The organism is Photobacterium sp. Alg240-V54 (genome assembly GCF_900537155.1).
Lineage (GTDB): Bacteria > Pseudomonadota > Gammaproteobacteria > Enterobacterales > Vibrionaceae > Photobacterium.
Map to the genome: position 1 here is coordinate 433,128 of NZ_UNRL01000001.1, position 22,130 is coordinate 455,257.

At 41.9% G+C, this 22,130-nt stretch carries 1 protein-coding gene; it reads right to left on the reverse strand.

What is annotated here, in order from left to right; translation table 11 throughout:
- Window positions 1–267: 267 nt before the first annotated feature.
- The gene (locus G6R09_RS01915; RefSeq protein WP_163920241.1) at window positions 268–21,939 is read right to left on the reverse strand and encodes a GEVED domain-containing protein; all 21,672 of its coding nucleotides are present in this window, start codon (window positions 21,937–21,939) and stop codon (window positions 268–270) included.
- Between the last annotated feature and the right edge of the window lie 191 nt (window positions 21,940–22,130).

Here is a 22,130-nt window from a genome sequence, read left to right on the forward strand (position 1 = left end):
TAAAATTCACTATAAAACGCGTCGACTGAAATAATATTAATATCTGTATGTTTTTATTTAGCAGGTTTCATGCCATAAATAATATACAATTTTGACTTGGTATTTTAACAACATAAAAAAATCACAATTAAATTGTGATTAAATTGCATTGCAAAACAAATATAACATTTGGAATGTAGCGAATTAAAAAATATTAAATAAATAAGCCACCATTTAATTAATTTTATTTATAATAATTAAGTAGTGGCTTTATTATATTTGAGAATTTTACTCAATAATAACACGGTAACTTACTTCACCGGTTTGATTAGGCTGTAAACTCCCTGTCAAGTGCCACTGAATATCACCAACATATCCCGTATTATTTATGACAGGTAATAAGAGCTGACACATTAATCCAGCAGGCATTACCGCGTTAGTGCAATCAACAGCTTCAACTAATTGTGTATATGCTGCAGTGGTATCATAAATATTAATATCCGTCACCACTCCGGTGCCAACATTAATAAATTCAATCGTATACTCAAGAATATCGCCAGGTTTACCCTGATTAGATACCGTAGCTGTAGTAGCTTGCGAGATATTTGCCACAGTTTTATTCAATTTGAGTTCTCCCGCACCGCTGAAACTCACTCGCACAGTATCAGTATCAATAACTTGTCTTGTAATACCATGCCCTGTACTCGCTGTGTCAGCAAACACCATATCAGCATATATATCATAGTCATAACTTGCATTAAGCGGTGCATCGACAGGTGTAAAGACTTTACTTATCAAACAAATATTTGTATTGCCTGACACAGCAATAGATGCTGATATTTGCGTATCGCTACCATCAATAATTCCATTACAATTCGCATCTTGATAAAGCACCGCCGCCCATGCAGTACTTGGTGGGGATCCAATAGGATTCATAATCGTTAATGTCACATCACCAGCAGTATCACTAGTAAATTTATGTTTAAACAGTGCAACATTACCCGGTTCAAGCTCAGTATAATTATCAGGTTCCATACGTGGCTCTTGAACTTTACCGAAATTCAGCCCCATAATATAATCCCCCGCAGAGGCATTAATCAGCATCTGACTATCAATAACACTGCTGTTAGTCACTTGTGACACCGTAGTAACATCAGCCTCACTAATATCAATCCAACGCGCTTGTTTAACTACATTCAGCACAAGATCTTCATTCGCTAATAAGACAGGAATAACAACCAGATAAGACCCATCACCAGAGGTTTGTGTTGTTGCAATAATATCTCCAACAGTATAACCATGAGCGCCAGCACCGTTGTAAATGACATTAACAGTAACATCGCCAATGCCTTGCTCTTGACCATCCATAATACCATCATGTGCTGCCGTTGCTGCATTAATGCCATTATCCTCAAACACAAAACCACCCAATATGATCTGATTGATGAGTTCAAATTGATAATCTTCTACTTCACCATCAACGGCTTCACCAATAGCCGTATTACAACTTGAGGCCGTACTACATAATCGGAAACGGGCGACTGTATCGCCGTTATATCCAGCCGTTAATCCTGCATCAAGATTGAGATCGATATTAAAACTAGCAGTATTAACAACATGATCTTCAACAATAAGTTCTCCAGGATCATTGAAGTTACCATTACCATTTAAATCGATAAATATATTTAGGAAACCACTGGCTTGTGGCACTGAGATCGCAACAGGTGTAAGCGTTGCAACCGTGATACTGGCTGGCATTGTTACACCATCTTCATCATTCAGGCTCTGTAAGTTATCACCAGTGGCATCAAGTGAGAACACACTGACAAGCTCACTATCCCATTGATTTCCTAGTGTTAAGTCTTGATCTCCATCAAAGGCAGCATCACCATCATTACCTATATCAGAATAATTATGGTAAACAGAACCATAGCTGACATCTGCATCACCATAATCACGACTGCTATAACAACCCGCTGTATCTTGACCCGATAAACTGGTCGCGGTCATGGCTGAGATATACAACAAATCGCCAGTAATAACATTGAGTTGGTATATCGCCGCTTTATTGATCACGTCATGAGTATTATCACCCGTTGAGTCATGATTGCCGCCATCAGTAAAGGCATACAGCATTATACCGTTATCCATTACAGTTCCCCCTGCGACGGCAACTCCTGTATTAGCCACTGGCATTAATCCATTAAATTGTAAAGGCTTCTCGGTCACATCACCTGTTAATGGATTGATTTTTAAATACTTATCATTGGAAAAGTCAATACTATAAATAAAGTTATCATGCTCACTAAATGAGAAGTCATTTCCTAGTGTAACCACAGCAGATAGAGGTATCGTTGTGAATGTTTGGGTACTGAGCTCAATACGTACCAATGCATTCCATTGTGGTTGCATCACATACAAATACTGACCATCAATCGAAATATCACCTAAGGTAATAGCCTCAATATTCACTCCACCACCAATACGTGACAATGTCTGGTTATTACTAAACGATGCATTGCCATTTGCTAAATGCGTCACAGTTTGCGAATTATTAGCACGTACTTCACCTAGTGGTACAAAATCAGTGCCATCACGATCTGTGACAAATAAAATAACATTTTCATCAGCAGTTGATGTGTCGTAGAACACACCATAAAACAAGCCATTTTGACGATTAAAGCCGATACCATTTATATTTTCAGCATCAGGATAACCAGCAACGACTATTGGGGTGACTAAAGCCGTTAATTGCGCCGGACGCGTTGATGGGTCGAGCTCTGTATAATCAATACCATTACTGGTGTTTTCATGGGTCTCAATAATAATATTACAACTGGTATCGCCATTTAAATTTGAAACAAAAATACGATGATCTTCAACTTCACCGTCAGCAGCAGGCCCAGTTGGATCAGGATAACCATCACTATTGGTATCTAAAGCGACATTGGTTGTTGAATTAAAGTCAGAACTGATACGAAGTCGATATCCTGTCACACTATTACTAATATTAGCGCCTGTCGTGCCAACATTATTCCAGGTTAAGGTCACGGTTGAACTACCGCTCGGGGCTATTATCCAAGCACTTTCATCATTTTCAAAGGTGCCATTGTTATCAAAATCTACCCAACCAGAAACATAAGCATCATTTCCGGTGGTATTAGTCATCGGGATAACTTGAGTAACCGTTGTATTAGAGACATCTAAGGTCACTAAACTCGATAATACATCTTCATCATCCATTGCCAAGCCATTATAATCATCGCCAACAAAATCAATATTTGGTTGACCATTATTTTCATTATCAGGTGCAACAGCACCTAAATATAGCCCCACAGTATCGGTTAAATGACGTGGGCCATTTGTCATTAAGGTCGTCGTATAACCTTTTATTTCTGGCGCATCACCAAAATCTAATGGCATAGGTGCAAATCGACAACGCGCACCATCATTTTGGCCGGTCGATGCATTCATCTGAGTAAAATCAACCGCGGTATAATTACCCGCCGTTAATGAAGGATCTGAAAGATCAATACGAATAATACGACCAGGATTAGGATTTTGAGCCGCATACATAAAGCCTTGGTCATCAAAATAAATCGCTCCCCACCCTGAAGAGGTTGTTCCAACAGCACCCACACTACCAAGATTGGTTCGAGTCCCTGTTATTGGATCAAACTTCACTAAACTCCCGGTCGGCGTTAACGTATAGAGCATATTATCAATTGGATTGATTGACATATCTGCCATCGTTGGTGCAGAGACTGATAACTCATCAATTTGGCGCAGGTAATCAATACTATTTGGATTAACATCAATACGATACATTGATGTTCCACTGTTATTCATCAGTAATAACACCCCATTATCGTCAATATCACCGCTGTTATAATTATTTAATGCCATGCTGCTATTGGTTATCGGCAGTACAAAAGCAGTACCACTACCATCAACCATCAATATGGTATCTTTATTTTTAATATTGTCGCCAATAAGTGTATTGGTAATAACGTTATAACCTGTTCCTCCAAATACACCTGTTGCTGTTGGTAGCACATCATCATACAAAGGTGTTACTTGGCCTAATGCCAAATTAATACTGGTGATATCTGTTGGTGAATTACGTAATAAATAACCATCAGTGCTACAGGTTGGGTAAGCCGTAATTGCAAAGTCAGCAAAATTAACATCTGTCGTATCCGCGAATATGGTCAGTGCCTGCATATTAGAAGAACTTGAATGTATATTTGCTGGATCACCTATTGTAGCACCAACATATTCTCCAAGACTGGTGTCTAATACACCTGCCGTTGGTGGACACGTTGGCGTAACGAGATCCGTTTCAAGTGCTGCTTCATAAATATTATAATTACCCCCTGGTATTACCATATTGTATTCACCTGTGGCTGCATCTGCCGTTGCTACATAACACAAGTTAGTCGTTAAATTATGCGCAATCACAGGAACAGCAACGCCTAATCCTGCTTCTGTAGGATCTTTAATTCCATTAAGTGACGGTGCAGTACTGCTGTCGTCAAATACAAACCCAGATAAATTAAAGCTACATAAAGCAGGTGCTGTTGGTAACGGTGCGGCAGTCACAACACCACCATTACCACCTTCATCACCACACAATAGCTGACCACTACAACTTTCATTACCGCCACTGATATCAACGGTTGCGCCACTGCTATTAAAAATAACCCCGCCGCCGCCACCAGCAGCAGATTGACCATGACCACCAGAAGAACCTACACCATTACCACCGATAGCATTGACAGTCAGCCCTGCTAACGCCCCCCCATCTTGGTTATAAATAACCACCGTACCACCAGCACCACCGCCCCCCGGAGAATCGCCGCCAGCAGCTGCAGATTGATTACCATTGGCATTAATCGTCCCGCTGCCCGTAATTGTTGTGGCATTGATATAAACAATACCGCCACCATCAGCACCATCACGACCCGCTGAATTATTTTGATGCCCAGCACCACCGCCGCCACCAAAGAGTAAGCGAGTATCATCAATCAAACCAAAGCCTGTTCCTGGTTCTCCTGCGTAATAGCTTAATGAATTGCTATATCTACCACCTCTGCCACCAGGGCCGACATTGGCACCACCACCACCACCAGAATTTACATTACCGCCACCGCCCGCATTGGCTGGCGCACCGATACCATAATCACCATTAGGATAACCATTACCTCCAAGTGCAACAGGTGTACCTGCAATACCTTCACCTTTACCACCATCAATATTTGATGCAGATAACACATAATTAAGGCCGGTTGCCATTCCATTGCTGGTGTTTAATTTACCGCCTCTAAAACCTTTACCATTAACATCAATCGTATTGCCATTGAGATCTAAACTGCCATTAACAAACAGTGAAACAATACCACCGCTGCTACCATCCCAATCTGCTGCAGTAATGGTGCCAGTAAGACGCACGTCTTCATACATAGGGACACGTACAACTTGGTAACTACTTTGGCTATCAACCACAAAACTATTGGTAAGGTTTTCACTGATCACTAGCGTTGGTGCGTTATAACTCACAACAGTTGCTAATTCATACTGACCGCTATTACCGTAATTTAGCCAACCACTGCCATAGCCTCCCGCTTGACCACTACCATAACTGTCTGTATTTGAAGTATCTAAGGTCGTATTTTGAATTTGGATGATCATAATACGATCACCTGGATTTAACGTCTTAGAGGTATCTCCTGTCGCAGCACCTAACTCAATGGTGTTTGTTCCCGTCAGTGCAGAGGCCGTTGCTGGATAATAGGTATTCACCACACCAGTAATATCAACAGGTGTGCCAACTTCTCCTTCTATATTGGCGGTATTAATACATTGGCTAGCAACAACAGCAGGAGAAATTGGCTGAATAGGCCCTTTAAGAATTGGAATTTGATGATCTTCAACCTCACCATTGATAGCAGTACCGTTATAATCTGCCATCGTAAGAGTTTCAGACGTAATTCGTAAGCGAAGGTAAGTTTGAGTTGCTGTTGTGCTGGTATTAATCGCGGTAAAGGTTAAGGTTGCACTACCCTCGGTTACTGCATCAGCATCCACACAAGGAGCTTGACTAAACTCACCACTATCAGCAAAATCACCATCGGCATTGAAATCTCCCCATGCATATACATTTGCCCCAATATCAACGCTACCAGTGTGATCATTACAACTGACAAGTTGAGTAAATGAGGTTGCGCCTTGGGATAAGAAGCCCACAGTGGCAATCGCATCCTCATCAGCATTATCGGTAACATCATCATCGGTGGCATCAAAATTATCATCAATACCATCGCCAAAACCATCATCATCACTGTCTGCTAATATCGCACCTAAACGCAAGGTGGTATTACCTATTCGGTGACGCGCACCATTAGCAGTAAATAAAGTGTCATAACCTAGAGTTTGGGGTGCGTCACCATAGTCATAGCCAACATCCAACATAATACGATGATCTTCAACTTCACCATCATTGGCCATGCCATGTGGGGTCGAACATTGGGTGGCGGTTGAACAAATACGAATTCGTACATAACTACCGCCATCTAACACATCAGCTGGCGTTGTGAAATTCAGCATTATATCGGTATTATCATCAGCAGCCGTTATTACTACTGGGGTTGCAGCCTCTGTACTTAAATCAAACCGACCATCACGATCAAAATCAAGCCAAGCATAAACGGTGGCATCAACATCAGTATTAACGTGAACAGTCAGGGTTTCATTACTACCTGGCACTGCCATTAAAGTAGTAGCGCTAACGATACTATCTTCATCATCAACACCCGCGACATCGTCATCTTGGGCGAGGCCATTATCATCAACCCCATCAACAAAACCATTGGCTTCAGTGTCTGTGGCATTGGTACCAAGATAAATTGTTGCTGTTGGAATATGCATTGGCCCTACACCTTCGCCATCAGCGTCAGAGCGATCAGTGCCATAGGTATCAGGTGCATCACCAAGATCAAACGTTCCCATTACAACTAAATGATCTTCAACCTCACCATCGTTTGCAATTCCTCCTGTTGACGTGGCAGATATAGCATCAGTTGTAATTCGAACTCGCGCATAGGTCACACCCGCAGTTAAGCCCGTTAACCCGGTCCAATTAAAGCTGTATTGTCCTTCGGTAACACCATCAGCAACAGTGGTCACTTGAGCTTCATCGGGATCAAACTTACCGCTCTTATCAAAATCAACCCACACAATTAAGTTTGCCATGGCACCAGAGTTATTGGTCGCTTCTACTGTTAAGCTGTAGTCGCTAGCATTAATATTGATTGGTGAAATAACATTAATACCATCCTCATCATCTGGTGATGCTTGATTATCATCGCCATTAGCAAGCACAGATGGCATACCATCAGATTCAAAATCACTACTTTGATCACCAATAAATAACACGCCAGCGTCAAAGTGGAATGGCCCACCATTACCAGCTAAAGTGCCATAAATATCAGGCGCATCACCATAATCGACATTATCAGAAACAATCAATGCATAATCTTCCACTTCACCATTGCTCGCTTCTCCTATTGGCGAGCTACAATCAGTGGTTGTATTACACACTCTAAAGCGCATATAAATAGTATCGCTATTCGTTAATGTAGCGGGCACTGACCATGTCAATATATTGGTTTCATTAATATCACCATCAGCAACAACAAGAGTTTGTAATTCAGATGCTTCCAGATCGCCATTAAGATTCCAATCAGCCCAACCATAAACAGTACCGTCAGTGCCTGTGGTATTCGTGCTAGTAACCCTCACTGAATATTGAGTCGCAGTACTTGATAATGGCAATATTTCAATACCATCATCACTGTCACCATTGGCTGCAATCGTTGCGTAAGCATCGGTTTCACCATCAGGTGGCGTACCTAAATAAATAGGCTGACTAATATCATGGCGTGGACCATCAAATTGATAAGCCGTAATATAATCAGCGTTTCCAACACCTACACCTGTATCGGGTAAATCACCAAAATCAAGTTCTAAGCTTGAACAACTACCGTTAACATTGGCAGGATCTGCCAACCAATTATTACGTGCCGTAAAGGCTGTTGTATCCTCGTAATAGTCATGAACAAAATCCATTAACTCTTGGTAGGCTGATACATTATGAGTGGTATAACTCGGGGTAAAATAGAATTGACGCTCACCAGAACCAATCCAAGGCCCAACATGCGATCGCGGATACACATACCCACCAGTTGATGTTGGTGCATAAGGAATCAGCCATGCCATTGCATCAACATTATTACAAGAACCGGTTACCTCAGGTAGCGTATAAATAACACTACGGTGATCAATACCTGTAATGGTTGATAATGAACCTGTGGTTTGTACTGTTAGTTGATTAGATAACCCTCCAGGGCCATCTGAAGAATGAAAACGTGGTAATTGCGTTGGTCCAACATAACCTGCAAATGCAGTTGCACTGGTGCCAGGGAAACCAGCCTGTTGCCCCATATAAGTATTAATTTTTGTCGAGGTCGCATCAGCAAATCTATCACCTTCAACAATAGAGAGTAATACTCCGCCCTGATTACGATAGGCTAACAAGGCATCAATTTCTGCCATCGAATCGGTGCTGATCCCACCAGCACGATCAGATTGATAAAGAACAAATTGATAATCAGGTAAAGTAAAGTCAGTCACAATATTATCGTTTGGAACTAAAATATCGTAGCTGACATAACCGACACCATAATTATTCTCCATTAAGGCTACGGTATTATTCGTCGTCGTTGGCAATGTATATTGAATACTTCCAGAGCCTTGCTGGATCAGCATATGGAAAGTCACTTTATGGAAATGATCTTCAACTTCACCATCTATTGCGGCGCCATATGAACGCTCATCAATCAGAGTCGCACTATCATCTGTAAGCGTATCGGATGTTAAACGTAATCTGATATAAGTATCACCAATATCACCACCACTACCGGCAGATAAATTATTCCATGTTAAAGATACATTCTGATTACTGGCGCCATTCGCAACAGCCACACTGGTATATTCATCCAACTGGAATTCGCCATCACGATCATGATCAACCCACGCATGTAGGGTTGCTGCGGCACCTGTGGTATTGGTCACGGGTGTATCAAATGTCCATGTTGTCATTGATGGTGAAAGCGCAGGGAAATTAGGCGATGTTTCATCTGCCGTCCCATTATTATTATCATTTAACGCATCAGTGCTTGGTTGACCATTGACATCAGCATCGGCCATGATATTACCAATATACAATGTGGATGACGGCACATGATTCGCACCATCATTGGCAGCGATAGTATGATAACTATCCGGCGCATCACCCCAGTCTTGACCACTGAGTAGCGTTATTCTAAAGTCTTCAACTTCACCCGCAGACGCCATTCCACCAACACTGGTATTGGTAAAGCCATCACTGGTTGGCATCAACCGTGCTCGACCAAAATAATACCCTGCCGTTGGCGAAATACTATTCCATGTTGGGGTTTGTACTTGATAACTACTACTTGGAGAAATAGTAACTGATTGCGCCTCTGTACTATCAAATTCGCCACTACGATCCCAATCAATCCAGACGATTAAATCAGCATCAGCACCAATATTGTTAAGCACATTGGCATCTAGAGTATAAGAGGTTGCTGCTGTTGTTAATGTGGAAAGCGTTAAACCATTTTCATCATTGGTTGCTGTTGTGTCATCTAAAGTCGCATTATCGCTGGCTTGCGCATCTTCGCCATCCGTCGCTGCGGTACCAATACGTAAAATGGTACTGGTTGGATGTAACGGGCCGCCATCTGCAAAACGAACACCGTAACTGGTTGGTGCATCACCACCATCATAATAAACGTTATCGCTTAATAGATAATGATCCTCTACTTCACCATTTGTTACACCACCATAAGAGCGCGGATCTTCATTAGTGCTTACTACTGTATCAGCTAGTAAATCAGAACTAATGCGCACCCGTAAATAACGATCAACATTAGCAGCTAAGCCTGGGGTTGATAGCCAATTAAGGGCAACAACTTGATTAGTTGTTGCTGTTGGCACTACCACAGCACCTCCGACTGCGGTTCCATTACCTATAAACTCATCACGATCAAAACGACCATTACCATCAAAATCAATCCAAGCATAGATATAGCTATCACTGCCAGTATTATTTGTCACCATTGCATTTGCGCTATAACGTCCTTGGCGAGTGGTAAGTGGCGGTAATACCATACCATCTTCATCATCATTTACCGTGGTATCATCACCGCTTGCTTGCAGGGCAATGGTTGCCGTCGCGTCAGTCTCTGCATCAGGTAAACTGCCTAAGAACAAATTACTGTCAATACCATGGAAAGGTCCATTGTCTGATTGGGTAGTACGATAATTATTCGCCGCCACATTGTTCGCTTCATCGGGTGCATCGCCATAATCAAATTCACCGATATAAACCATGTAGTCTTCAACTTCACCATCCAGTGCTTGTCCTGCCCAATCAGCGGCAGTTAATTCTGTTTGGCTGCTGAATCTGATTCGCAGTGCCATAGCACCATTGGTTAATCCACTAAGTCCTGTCCAGCGTAATTGCGCTGTTTTATTACCGTTAAAATAAGGAATATTATTCGGACTAAAAATGGCAGGGGTAGTGGCATCATAATCAATACTTGAGACAACCTCAGCAGCACTAAACTCACCATCTTGATCACTGTCTAACCATGCAACAAGCGTGGCTGGTTGCCCTGCTAAGCGTGAGTTTTTAAAGCTCACTGTCACGCTGTAATCTGAGGCTGATGTGGCAATGTTCGCTAAAGGCTGTGGCAGACCATTTTCATCATCGCTGCCATTTAAATCATCACTTGATGCATCACTACTTGGTATGCCATCACTGTCGGCATCAATGGTTGCAGTGCCTAAATACACCGTACTTTTATGGCCTAAACCATGGTGAGCACCATTGTTAGCAGACGTCGTTTTATAATCATCAGGGGCATCACCATAGTCTTGATCACCAATATAAATACGATGATCTTCAACCTCACCATCACTGGCACCAAACAACGAACGTGTATCTTCAGCGGCTGCGGTATTTTGATTATCAAGGCTATCGGTGGTTAATCGGAATCGAGCCACCGCAAACCCTGCTACGATACCAGGGAAATTGCTCCAATCTAGATTCATATCGCCATTGGTACCATCAGCAACGGTCACTTGTGCTACTTCATCAGACTCAAATTGACCATTACGATCCCAATCGATCCAGCCATACAGATACGCGTCTTTACCGGTATTATTGGTTACTTTAACCGTTGCGGTGTAACTTGTTGGCACTGGTGAATTATCAAGTCCGCGTAATGTCACTCCGTCTTCGTCATCACTTGCAGTGTTATCATCACCATCGGCATAGGTATTGGCACTACTTGGATTAGCATTGGTTTCACTATCAGGTACAGCCTGTCCCATATATAGATCGTTGCTGATCACATGGTATGGGCCATGATCTTCACGGCGAGAACGGTAGTCTCCTGCTCCTGTAGTTGTATTCGCCGCACTGTCTTCAGCATCACCAAAATCGAGATCACCAATATAGATAACGTGATCTTCTACTTCACCATTTTCAGCAGGGCCACCCCAGTCATTGGCGGTAAGTACTGAATTAGTTAACCGCAATCGCATATAAGTACGGCCAGCATTTAAACCAGAAAAGCCACTCCATATTAATTCTGTCGTGGGTATTGCTTGGCTACTGGTATTTGTACCTGACGAAATCGCACTTAATTCTGCAAATTCATTCGCACCATCAAAGCGACCATCTTGGTTTAAATCAATCCAGCCATATAAATTAGCATCTTGACCAGTTGCATTATTGATCGGTACGCCTAATGTATAACTGCTACTCGCTGTAGAAAGAATAGGGAACGGTGTGAGATCATCGGCATTTTCATCATCTTTGCCGTCGTTATCATCACCCGATGCAGTCGATGTTGGTTGCCCATCTTGATCATGATTATCATCATGGGTTGCATCACGAATATAAAGGGAAGCGTGGTTTTGAACATGGTACGGACCGCCACTGCTATACAACGTATGGTAACTATTTGGCGCATCGCCGCCATCATAGGTATCAACACGTACATAATGATCTTCAACTTCACCGTCGCTAGCGCCACCCAAAGATCGAGGATCTTCATTAACCGTATTAATTTGAGTGTCTGCTAATATATCTGTGGTAAAACGTACTCGAATATAAACATCGGTATTGGTCGCAATGCCAGGAAAACTGGTCCAATTTAAATTGGTCACTATATTGGTACTACCGCTATTAATATCTGTCAGTAGACCAGTATTACCACCATAAAACTCATCACGATCAAAACGACCATTACGATCAAAATCTATCCACGCGTAAAGATAAGCGGTTTTTCCACTGTTATTTGTTAATGTGACAGGTAAAGAATACTCGGTATTGGTGTTATTTAATGGCATCACAAAGACGCCATCTTCATCAGCGCCTGTTATATCATCACCGAGTGCAAATTCTGTTGTTGGATCGTTTGCATCTGCTTCTGCATCAACCGTTGCACCAAGGAAAATTGTATTGGTTACACCATGGTAAGCACCATTATCACTTAATGTGGTTCGATAATTATTAGCGGCAACCCCAACAGCAGTATCTTTCGCATCACCAAAATCAAATTGACCGACATACACAACATAGTCTTCAACCTCACCACCTTGTGCTATGCCGCCCCAATCATTTGCCGTTAACGAACTATTAGCAACACGAATTCGCAGCCCCATAGTACCTTGCTGCAAGCCACTAATATTATTCCATTTTAGGGTCACTTTATTGGTTAGATTATTATTGCCTGTTGGGAAATTATCTTGATTAAAGATGGCATTAGTAAACGGTATTCCGGTCGTAGCGACATTTAATTCATCAACAACCTCATTAGCAGTAAAAAAACCATCTTGATTATGATCTAACCATGCAACTAATGTCGACATAGACCCAGAGGCATTAGTAACAGCTACATCAACACTGTATTCTGTAATTGACGTTGCTACAGTCGCTAGCGGTTGTTCAATACCATTTTCATCATCATTACCACTATTGTCATCCCCCATTGCCGCCGCATCAACGTAAGCTTGGTCATCATCATCAATATTATTAGCCCCCATATAAAGGCTACTGACATAATAATGTGCCGGACCACCGCTAGTCGGTAATGTTAAATAGGTATTCGGAAGATCGCCAAAATCAGTATTTTCTGCAGTAATAAAGTAATCTTCGACCTCACCGTCTTTAGCGGCACCTAATGAGCGTTCATCAATAGTTGCTGATGCATCACCATCAATAAGTACTTCTGAAGTAACGCGCAAACGCACGCCATAAGTACGCGCATCAACTAATGCGGTATCGGTGATAAAACTGACGTTATAGGTTTCTTTTCCTGAATTAGGTGCAATAGTAATCATGCCATTGGTAATAGCTTGCACCACACCACTACTATTAACTGCTGCTTGGGCTATTTCATCATTCTCAAAACTACCATCACGATCCCAATCAATCCACGCATATAAATACCCCACTTGATTGGTATTATTGGTTACTGAAATCAGCGTATTAAATTGATCACCAGCATCAAGATCAGGTAATGGAATATCAGCTAATGCATTTTCATCATCAATAGCATCAGCATCATCACCATCAGCGGTTGGCGTTTGCGGTGTTGGTCCATCAACATCAGGCGCAACATCACCAAGATACAGTCCACTCAATGCCGCAACATTATGATAAGGCCCGCCATAAGTTAGATTAGTTTGGTAATTATTGGCCGCAGTTCCCGTTGAAGTATCAGGTAAATCACCGAGATCTTGACCACCAATTTGAATCATAAAGTCTTCAACTTCACCATCAGAGGCACCGCCACCAATATCTGTTTCGGTGATTGGATCGGTGGTTAAACGGAAGCGAATATAACTGTTACCAACGGATAAGTTTTGCATCTGATTCGCATCAAATGCATAGGTATAGGCCCCGTTTTGTCCTGTTGAAATAACATCAACTCGCCCTTCTATCTCATCAAATACACCATTACGGTTACTGTCTATCCAGCCGGCTAAATACGCATCGCTTCCGGTTGTATTTCTAAGGGTTAATTCCAGTTGATGACTAGCGCCATTTACTGGAATAGATGTTAATGGTTGAGTGGTTGCATTTTCATCATTACTGCCATCATTATCGTCTCCTAAGGCATCACTCGATGAAAAGATACTACTATCACCATCAATGGTGGCGTTACCTAAATGCAAATTGGTAGCATTGGTAATAATATGATGAGGGCCACCTAATAAAGGATCAACAAGGTAAGTAGAAGGAGCATCGCCTTGATCTTGTAGGCCAAAGAAAATGCTATGATCTTCAATCTCACCTCCAGCCTCACCACCTAATGATGATATATCACTAATTTGAGTCACAAGACGGTTGGTTAATCGCAATCTAATAAACGATGTGGTGTTATTTGAAATTGAGGGTAATGACGTCCATTCCAGCTCAACCGGCGTATTGGTTGCGCCCGTTGAAACCACTGCCAGCTGGCCTTCACTATCTTCAAATTTACCGTTGCGGTTAAAATCGATCCAAGCAGCCAATGTTGCATCACTACCCGTAGTATTGGTCACCGGCACAGTGGCTTTGTAGGTCGTCATCGTATTAAATAACGGTGGCAGAATAATCGGACCTTCGTCATCAATAACATCATCGTCATCTGCTGTGGCTGTTGCATTTTGTAAAGTGCCATCATCAGTATCAGGGGCAGTATTACCAATATATAATCCAGCAATAGTAAGATGATAAGGACCAAAGAATTCATAACGGGTCTGGTAATTATTCGCGGCCATGGCTGATGATGTATCTGGCGCATCACCAAAATCAGGATCACCTACATAGATAAAGTGATCTTCTACTTCACCATTTTCCGCAAAGCCTCCCCATTGAGCCGCGGTCAGTTTTTCTGAGGTTAAACGTAAACGTAACCCCATATTGCCTATTTGCTGACCGTTAATATTATTCCAGGTTAAGGTTGTTGTCGGTGAAGTTTGCCCTGAAGTATTGGTACCATTAACAATATCTTCTAATGCGACAAACTCATTAGTTTCATCAAAGTTGCCATCTTGATTGAGATCTAACCATCCATAAAGATGCGCATTGATACCAGTACCGTTATATAACGGCACTGCCAAGGTGTAGCTCGTATCTGTTAAGGTCAAAATTGGGAACGGTGTTAACTCATCGCCATTTTCATCATCACTACCATCATTATCATCACCATTAGCTGCTGCGGTTGGCTGACCATTTTGATCATGAACATCATCATGAGTGGCACTACGAATATAGAGTTGAATATTTGTATGATAGTGTGCAGGACCACCGTTGTTATAACTGGTATGGAATGATTCAGGTAAATCACCACCATCATAAGTATCTATTCGTAAATAATGATCTTCGACTTCACCATCACTCACGCCGCCATAAGAACGAGGATCTTCAGCCGTTCCCGTTACAGCATCACTTAATAGATCGGTTGTTAGACGTACTCGAACATAAACATCAGTGTTCGTCGCCATCCCCGGAAATTGAGTCCAATTAATATTTTCAACCCAATTGGTTACACCGCTACTGACGGTAATTGGCACACCAGCAGCACCACCCGCAAACTCATCACGATCAAAATGACCATTGCGGTCAAAATCAATCCATGCATATAAATAAGCGTCATTACCAGTATTATTAGTGACAGTGGAACGAATACTGTAGCTCGTCTGTGATGTGTGTAGCGGCATAATATACACGCCATCTTCATCATCACCGTTAACATCGTTGTCATCGCCTAGTGCTTTAATTGCTGGTGCATTGGCATCATTTTCAGTATCGGGTGCAGCAACACCAAGATAGAGCTGACTCGATAATCCATGGTAAGCACCGTTATCATTAAAATTAGTACGGTAATTATTAGCACTAACGCCATTAGCCGTATCTGGTGCATCACCAAAATCAAAGTCACCAATAAATACTTGATGATCTTCTACTTCACCATTGAGGGCCATTCCACCCCAATCGTCTTTGGTTAAAATATCATTGGTAATACGCAATCGAACATAAGTGCTGCCTTGCGCTTGTCCTGAAAAATTATCCCATGTCAGAGTGGTGGTTGGTGTTGCTTGATTTGAGGTATTAGTACTATTGGCAATGGATTCAAGTGCAGCAAATTCACCGTCATCATCAAAACGACCATTTTTATTAAAATCAATCCAACCGTACAAATTGGCATTCACACCGGTGCCATTATAAAGCGGAACACCTAATGTATATGTGGTGTCAGTAAGGCCTAATAATGGAATTCGAGTTAAATCATCACTGTTCTCATCGTCACTACCATCAATATCATCACCATCAGCAGCATTGTTAGGTTGGCCATCTAGATCATGAATATCGTCATGAGTCGCGTTGCGAATATAGAGGTTTGTATTGGTGTGATAATGCGAAGGACCATTACTGGTATATAACGTATGGTAGGTATCAGGTGCATCACCGCCATCATAGGTATCAACCCGCAAATAATAATCTTCAACTTCACCATCAGTGGCGCTGCCATATGAACGCGGATCTTCTTGTGTGCCTGTCGCTGTATCTGGCAAATTATCGGTTGTTAGGCGTAACCGAATATAAACATCCGTATTAATCGCAATGCCTGGCAGACTATTCCAATTAATCGACACAGCACCATTGACCGTTCCAGCAGCCACAGTAATCGGAACCCCTGTTGCCCCACCTGCAAACTCATCGCGATCAAAGCCTGTGGTACGATCAAAATCTATCCATGCATAAATATAAGCATCACTACTCGTCGTATTGGTTACTGTAACGGGAAGAGTATAGCTAGTCGCACTATTATGTAATGGAATTAACAATGCCCCATCTTCATCATCGCCGTTAGCATCAATATCATCACCATCAGCGCGGTTTGCTGGATTATTAGCATCTTGCTCGGCATCTACTCCTGCGCCAAAGAACAACTGATTATCAATTCCATGCCGCGGGCCATCATCACGTAACAATGTACGTTGGTTATTAGCTCCGACACCATTGACAGTATCTGGCGCATCACCAAAATCATAACTTCCGACCACAATATAATGATCTTCTACTTCACCATCTGGCGCACCACCGCCCCAACCAATATTCGATAGTCCGGCAGTTGTATAACGCAAACGCAGTGCTGCACACCCTTCTGTTTGTCCGCTTATATTTGTAAAGGTTAGCGTTATTGGTGAAGCTATTGTCGTTCCATGAGGTACTGTCACAACCGCATATTCTTCAGCTTCAAATTGATTATTTTGATTCCAATCTAACCAACCATAAAGATAAGCATCAGTACTGGTATTATTGCGCACAGGCACATAGACCGAATAGGTTGATGCCGTAACGGGTAAAATAGGGGTTGGAGAACTAAAGGCATTTTCATCAGAACTATCGGTAACATCATCGCCATCAGCATCCGTACTTGGTTGACCGTCGCCTTCAGTATCAATGGTGGCACTGCCAATATAAATATTGGTTTTATTACTTAAGCCATGATAAGGACCACCACTTAAGCCCAATGTTGCGAAGGTGTCATCCAGATCACCAAAATCTTGATCAGCCACTTGCAACGCATAATCTTCCACCTCACCGCCATTAGCGTAACCATACGAGCGAGGATCCTCAACTGCGCCGCTAACGCTGTCAGTCAATGGGGCTGCTGTTAGACGAGTTCGTAAATAGACAGTTGAATTATTCGTTGGCGAACTGATGCTTGCCCACACTAATGATATTGCTGTTGCTGTAGTGCCATCTGCAATAATTAACGCGCCACCTGGGCCACTACCGTTTGAAATAAACTCATCTCGATCAAATTCACCATCTCGGTTAGTGTCTAACCAAGCATATAAATAGCCCGAACTTCCGGTATTATTAGTCACCACAGCTTGCGCATTATACGCACTGGCACCACTGGTTAATGGCAATAACAATAAGCTATCTTCATCATCACTGACATCAATATTATCGCCGGTTGCCGTAATATTTTGTAAGCCATCAACTTCAGTATCAGACGCTGTTGTTCCTAAAAATAAATCACTATCAATTGAGTGACGCGGACCATCATCAGCTAATGTGGTTCGATAATTACCAGCACCAATACCTACACCAGTATCTGGCGCATCACCAAAATCTGCACTGATAATAATTTCACCATAATCCTCCACTTCACCATCAATACTTGGTCCCGTTGGCTGATTACAATCACCAGTGGAACAAATTCTAAAGCGGGCATAGGTTTTACCTAAGATAGCAGCAGCGGGCGTACTAATGGTATAGGTTTGACTGCCAACAGTCGCACTGGTATCAGAAATTATTTGTTCGTTACTGTCTAGCCAATCCCCATCTTGGTTCCAATCAATCCAGCCATAAACATGAAAGGTTGACCCAGAATAACTGCTGTGTTTACCGACCGTCACCACAATGTCGCGATCACGATTTAACACATAAAATCCTGCGGCCGTTACTCCATCTTCATCAGCAACATCAACTAAATTATCACCATCTGCAGCAATATTTGGTTGACCGTCAATATCAGTATCAACAAACGCGCCCAAGAAGAAATCAGCATGAGTACCATTGCCACTGGTGGTGACGATATGACTAGCACCGCCTACCGTTCGGCGGGTTGTATAGTCTCCTTTTGCTGTCAGTGAAGTGATGTCTGGTGCATCACCCCAGTCTTTATTATCAATGTCCACCACCATATTAGCGCTAAATTCGGATGTATCTTGTAAATAAGTACCAGAGGTTAACATGGTGCGTTGGGCAATAACTGTAATTTGATCACTAACTGAAAGACCGCTTACTGTCAATGTATTATCAAACCCTGCGCCTGACATCGCAGTGAGGTTTCCTAAATATACCGCACCTTCACCCGCAGATAAGCTATCACTACCAATATCGCCACTTCCCGTATTGGCCTTATAAAACTCAAGCGTGTACTCCCCAGTCGCACAAACATCACCAATCACGCGCAAATCATTATTATCAATAAAGGCATAATGAATAACAGGTCGAGCGAGGTTATTATTTGCCCCCGTTCCGGTTTCATTAATACAATTATCATTATTGAGTGAGACACCACTGCCTGTGGTTGAATTGTGTAAATCAATACTGTTATCAACATTATTGTTAAAACTATTTTTGGTAATTAAAAAACCTTCAACATTCGTATTACCATCAATGGCAATGCCTGAATCACCATTATTATTTAAAATATTACATTCAATTATTGATAACTTACCGCTATGAATATCAATGCCATCTTCAGCATTATTAATAATCGTATTACTAGTGAAGTTTTGAAGTAAATCTAGATTTGATGTATTAGCTTGATATATACCGTCGCCCGTCGCATTTTCTATTTGATTACCATTAATAGTTAAATAAGCAGGCGCACCATATCGAATATTAATAACATGATAAGGGGTCGAAGTTGTCGATGTCGTACCTAACAATAAATTGTGTTGTAATTGCCAATTAATCGCTGTTGTTTGGCTATTTAATGAATTTAAACTTATATTATGGTGCGCCGTTTTAATGGCATTATTACGTATAATCCCGCTATTACCATGCAGGGCACTATTTCCTGAATTTGCAATTCCAATACCAGCACACCCTGATGATGTACCGCAGCTTTCTTGGCCGATTACCGCATCATTACCCGCAGGATCGATACCGATTAAATTATATTCAATAAGCGTGTCGGTAATACCGCCACTATAAACATTAATTCCTTGCGAGCCGCCGGTTAATGACAAATTTCTTATTGTGGTATTATCGGCATTAATAATAATAATTTCAGCACTGTATGCACTCGCATTAGTCGGTAAGTCTATTTGTAATTCAGGCTTAGCCAACGCAGCAATATTTTCGACATTACAAAGATGACTACTACCGACGGTTTGCGATGCGGCATAATCACCACTATTGGTATTAAGTACCGTTACGCCATCAGTATGGCTGTAAGCCTGACCATCTAATGTGGTGTTAGCGCCATTAGTGCCTGTGATGGTGGTTAATGAAGATGTGGGTGAAATAATCCACCAATCGGCACTGGCATCTGCATCATTTGCTGCAACAGCTGGAACAAATCGCATATTATTTGCCCCGGCAATTGCGTTAGCATTAATAATAAATTGCTCTAACGAGCCTTGAGCTGTTGTTGCCGTGTTCGTCACTACATTATAAGAAAAACCGAAATCAAGCTGGTTAACTGAGTTAGAATTAGCAGAAAATACAACCCGTGAAATATGTTCGCGCGCAGATAGATCTGCACTACTACTAGTATTGGCACGATCACCATCCCAACCACCATAACAGGCACCTGTTACAGCAATCGGAGTTGTATCAGCAACGCCATCCGCATTCGCATCACAATATCCGCTGACAAAAGTACCATTAGCATTATCGGTTAACGCTGTGGTGTAGGTTTGCTCTGCTAATGCAGAACTGAAGGTTGGAGGATTAGGAGAAACAAAGTAGGTCACCCCTGGAATTTCAACAAAGGCATAATAGCCATCAGCATCAGTCGTCGTAGTTAAGGTTGGGCCGCCATCAGCAGCATTAGGGATCATATCGCCATCATCAGTGTACAAATAAACACTGACACCACTGACGCCGACTTTATCCGCTAAATCGCTATCTCCATTTACATCATCATAGATATAACCGGTGATATCAACACAACCGACACAAAACTTATAATCTTCAACTTCACCAGCAGCAGATGATGCACCAAATGAACGCGTATCTTCAGCACTGCCTGTTGCTGTGGTGGTTAATTGTGTTTCGCTAATACGTACGCGAGAATAATAGTAGCCATTGGCTGTAAGTTCAGCGAGAGAATTCCAAGTTAGTGTTTGAGGCGTATCTATGGATCCATCCGCAACGATAAACTCATTACCGCTTCCGGTACCACTGCTAAAGAGTTCATCGACATCAAACGTACCGCTATTGTCAAAATCAATCCATGCATATAAATACGCATCAGCACCCGAAGTATTGGTTACATTTGCTGTAATTGAATAGTTTGTATCAGTATATTTTAAATTTGGAAATGTGACTCCGTTTTCGTCATCAGCAGCGATACCGTAATAACTACTGCCAGCATTAAGATCATCGGCTGTGGCGTCAACATTCTGCAGCCCTGTGCCATCATCGTCAGGTAAAGTAGCACCAAGAAAAACCTCATAAGTGGATCTTAATGCTCGATGCGAAGGTCCATTATCAGCTTGACGAGTACGGTAATTCCCTGGTCCTGTACCATTTGATGCATCAGGCGCGTCACCATAGTCTTGAAAATAAGGAATATAGTACACATCCATAGTGCCCCATGCTTCCCCCATTCCACTTACAAGAATATTGGCATTTACTGTAAACTGCTGTGGTAATGAACCGATATTGGCGTTAGGGCGATTATAAGAAGTACGGCCAAGTTCACAAGGACGACCACCCGTGCCTCCTTCTACTTGGAAATGACGACCATTAAACCAAAAATCTGCACGATCATCGGCAGCCATTTCTCTGACTATTGCGTGACTAACTTGCACATCACCAAGATTATATGTTGATGATGCACTTGCTACATGGCAGGTACCACCAATGTAGTTATCACCTCGCCGCCCAGCAAACACACGAAAACAAGCATACTGACCACTACTTGCACATGATTCGAACTGACCTTGAGAAAAGCCACTATTACTCACTACATAAGGTTGTTCTGCTGCTGTAGAGAAACTTAAGCAGAAAACAAAAATAATAGAGAATGCTTTAATAATTTTATAATAAAGACGCATAAATATTAGCAACCTTACATGGCTTTATTGAATAAACAATCTCAACGCAATAGAGACTATTTACCAGTAATGCCCGTATAGATGCATTTATCACGCCAAGCGATAAAACATTAATCTAACAATATGAATTATTTAAAATAACAATTAAAATCTATGCTTAATACTTTTAATGATAATGATATTTATCTAAT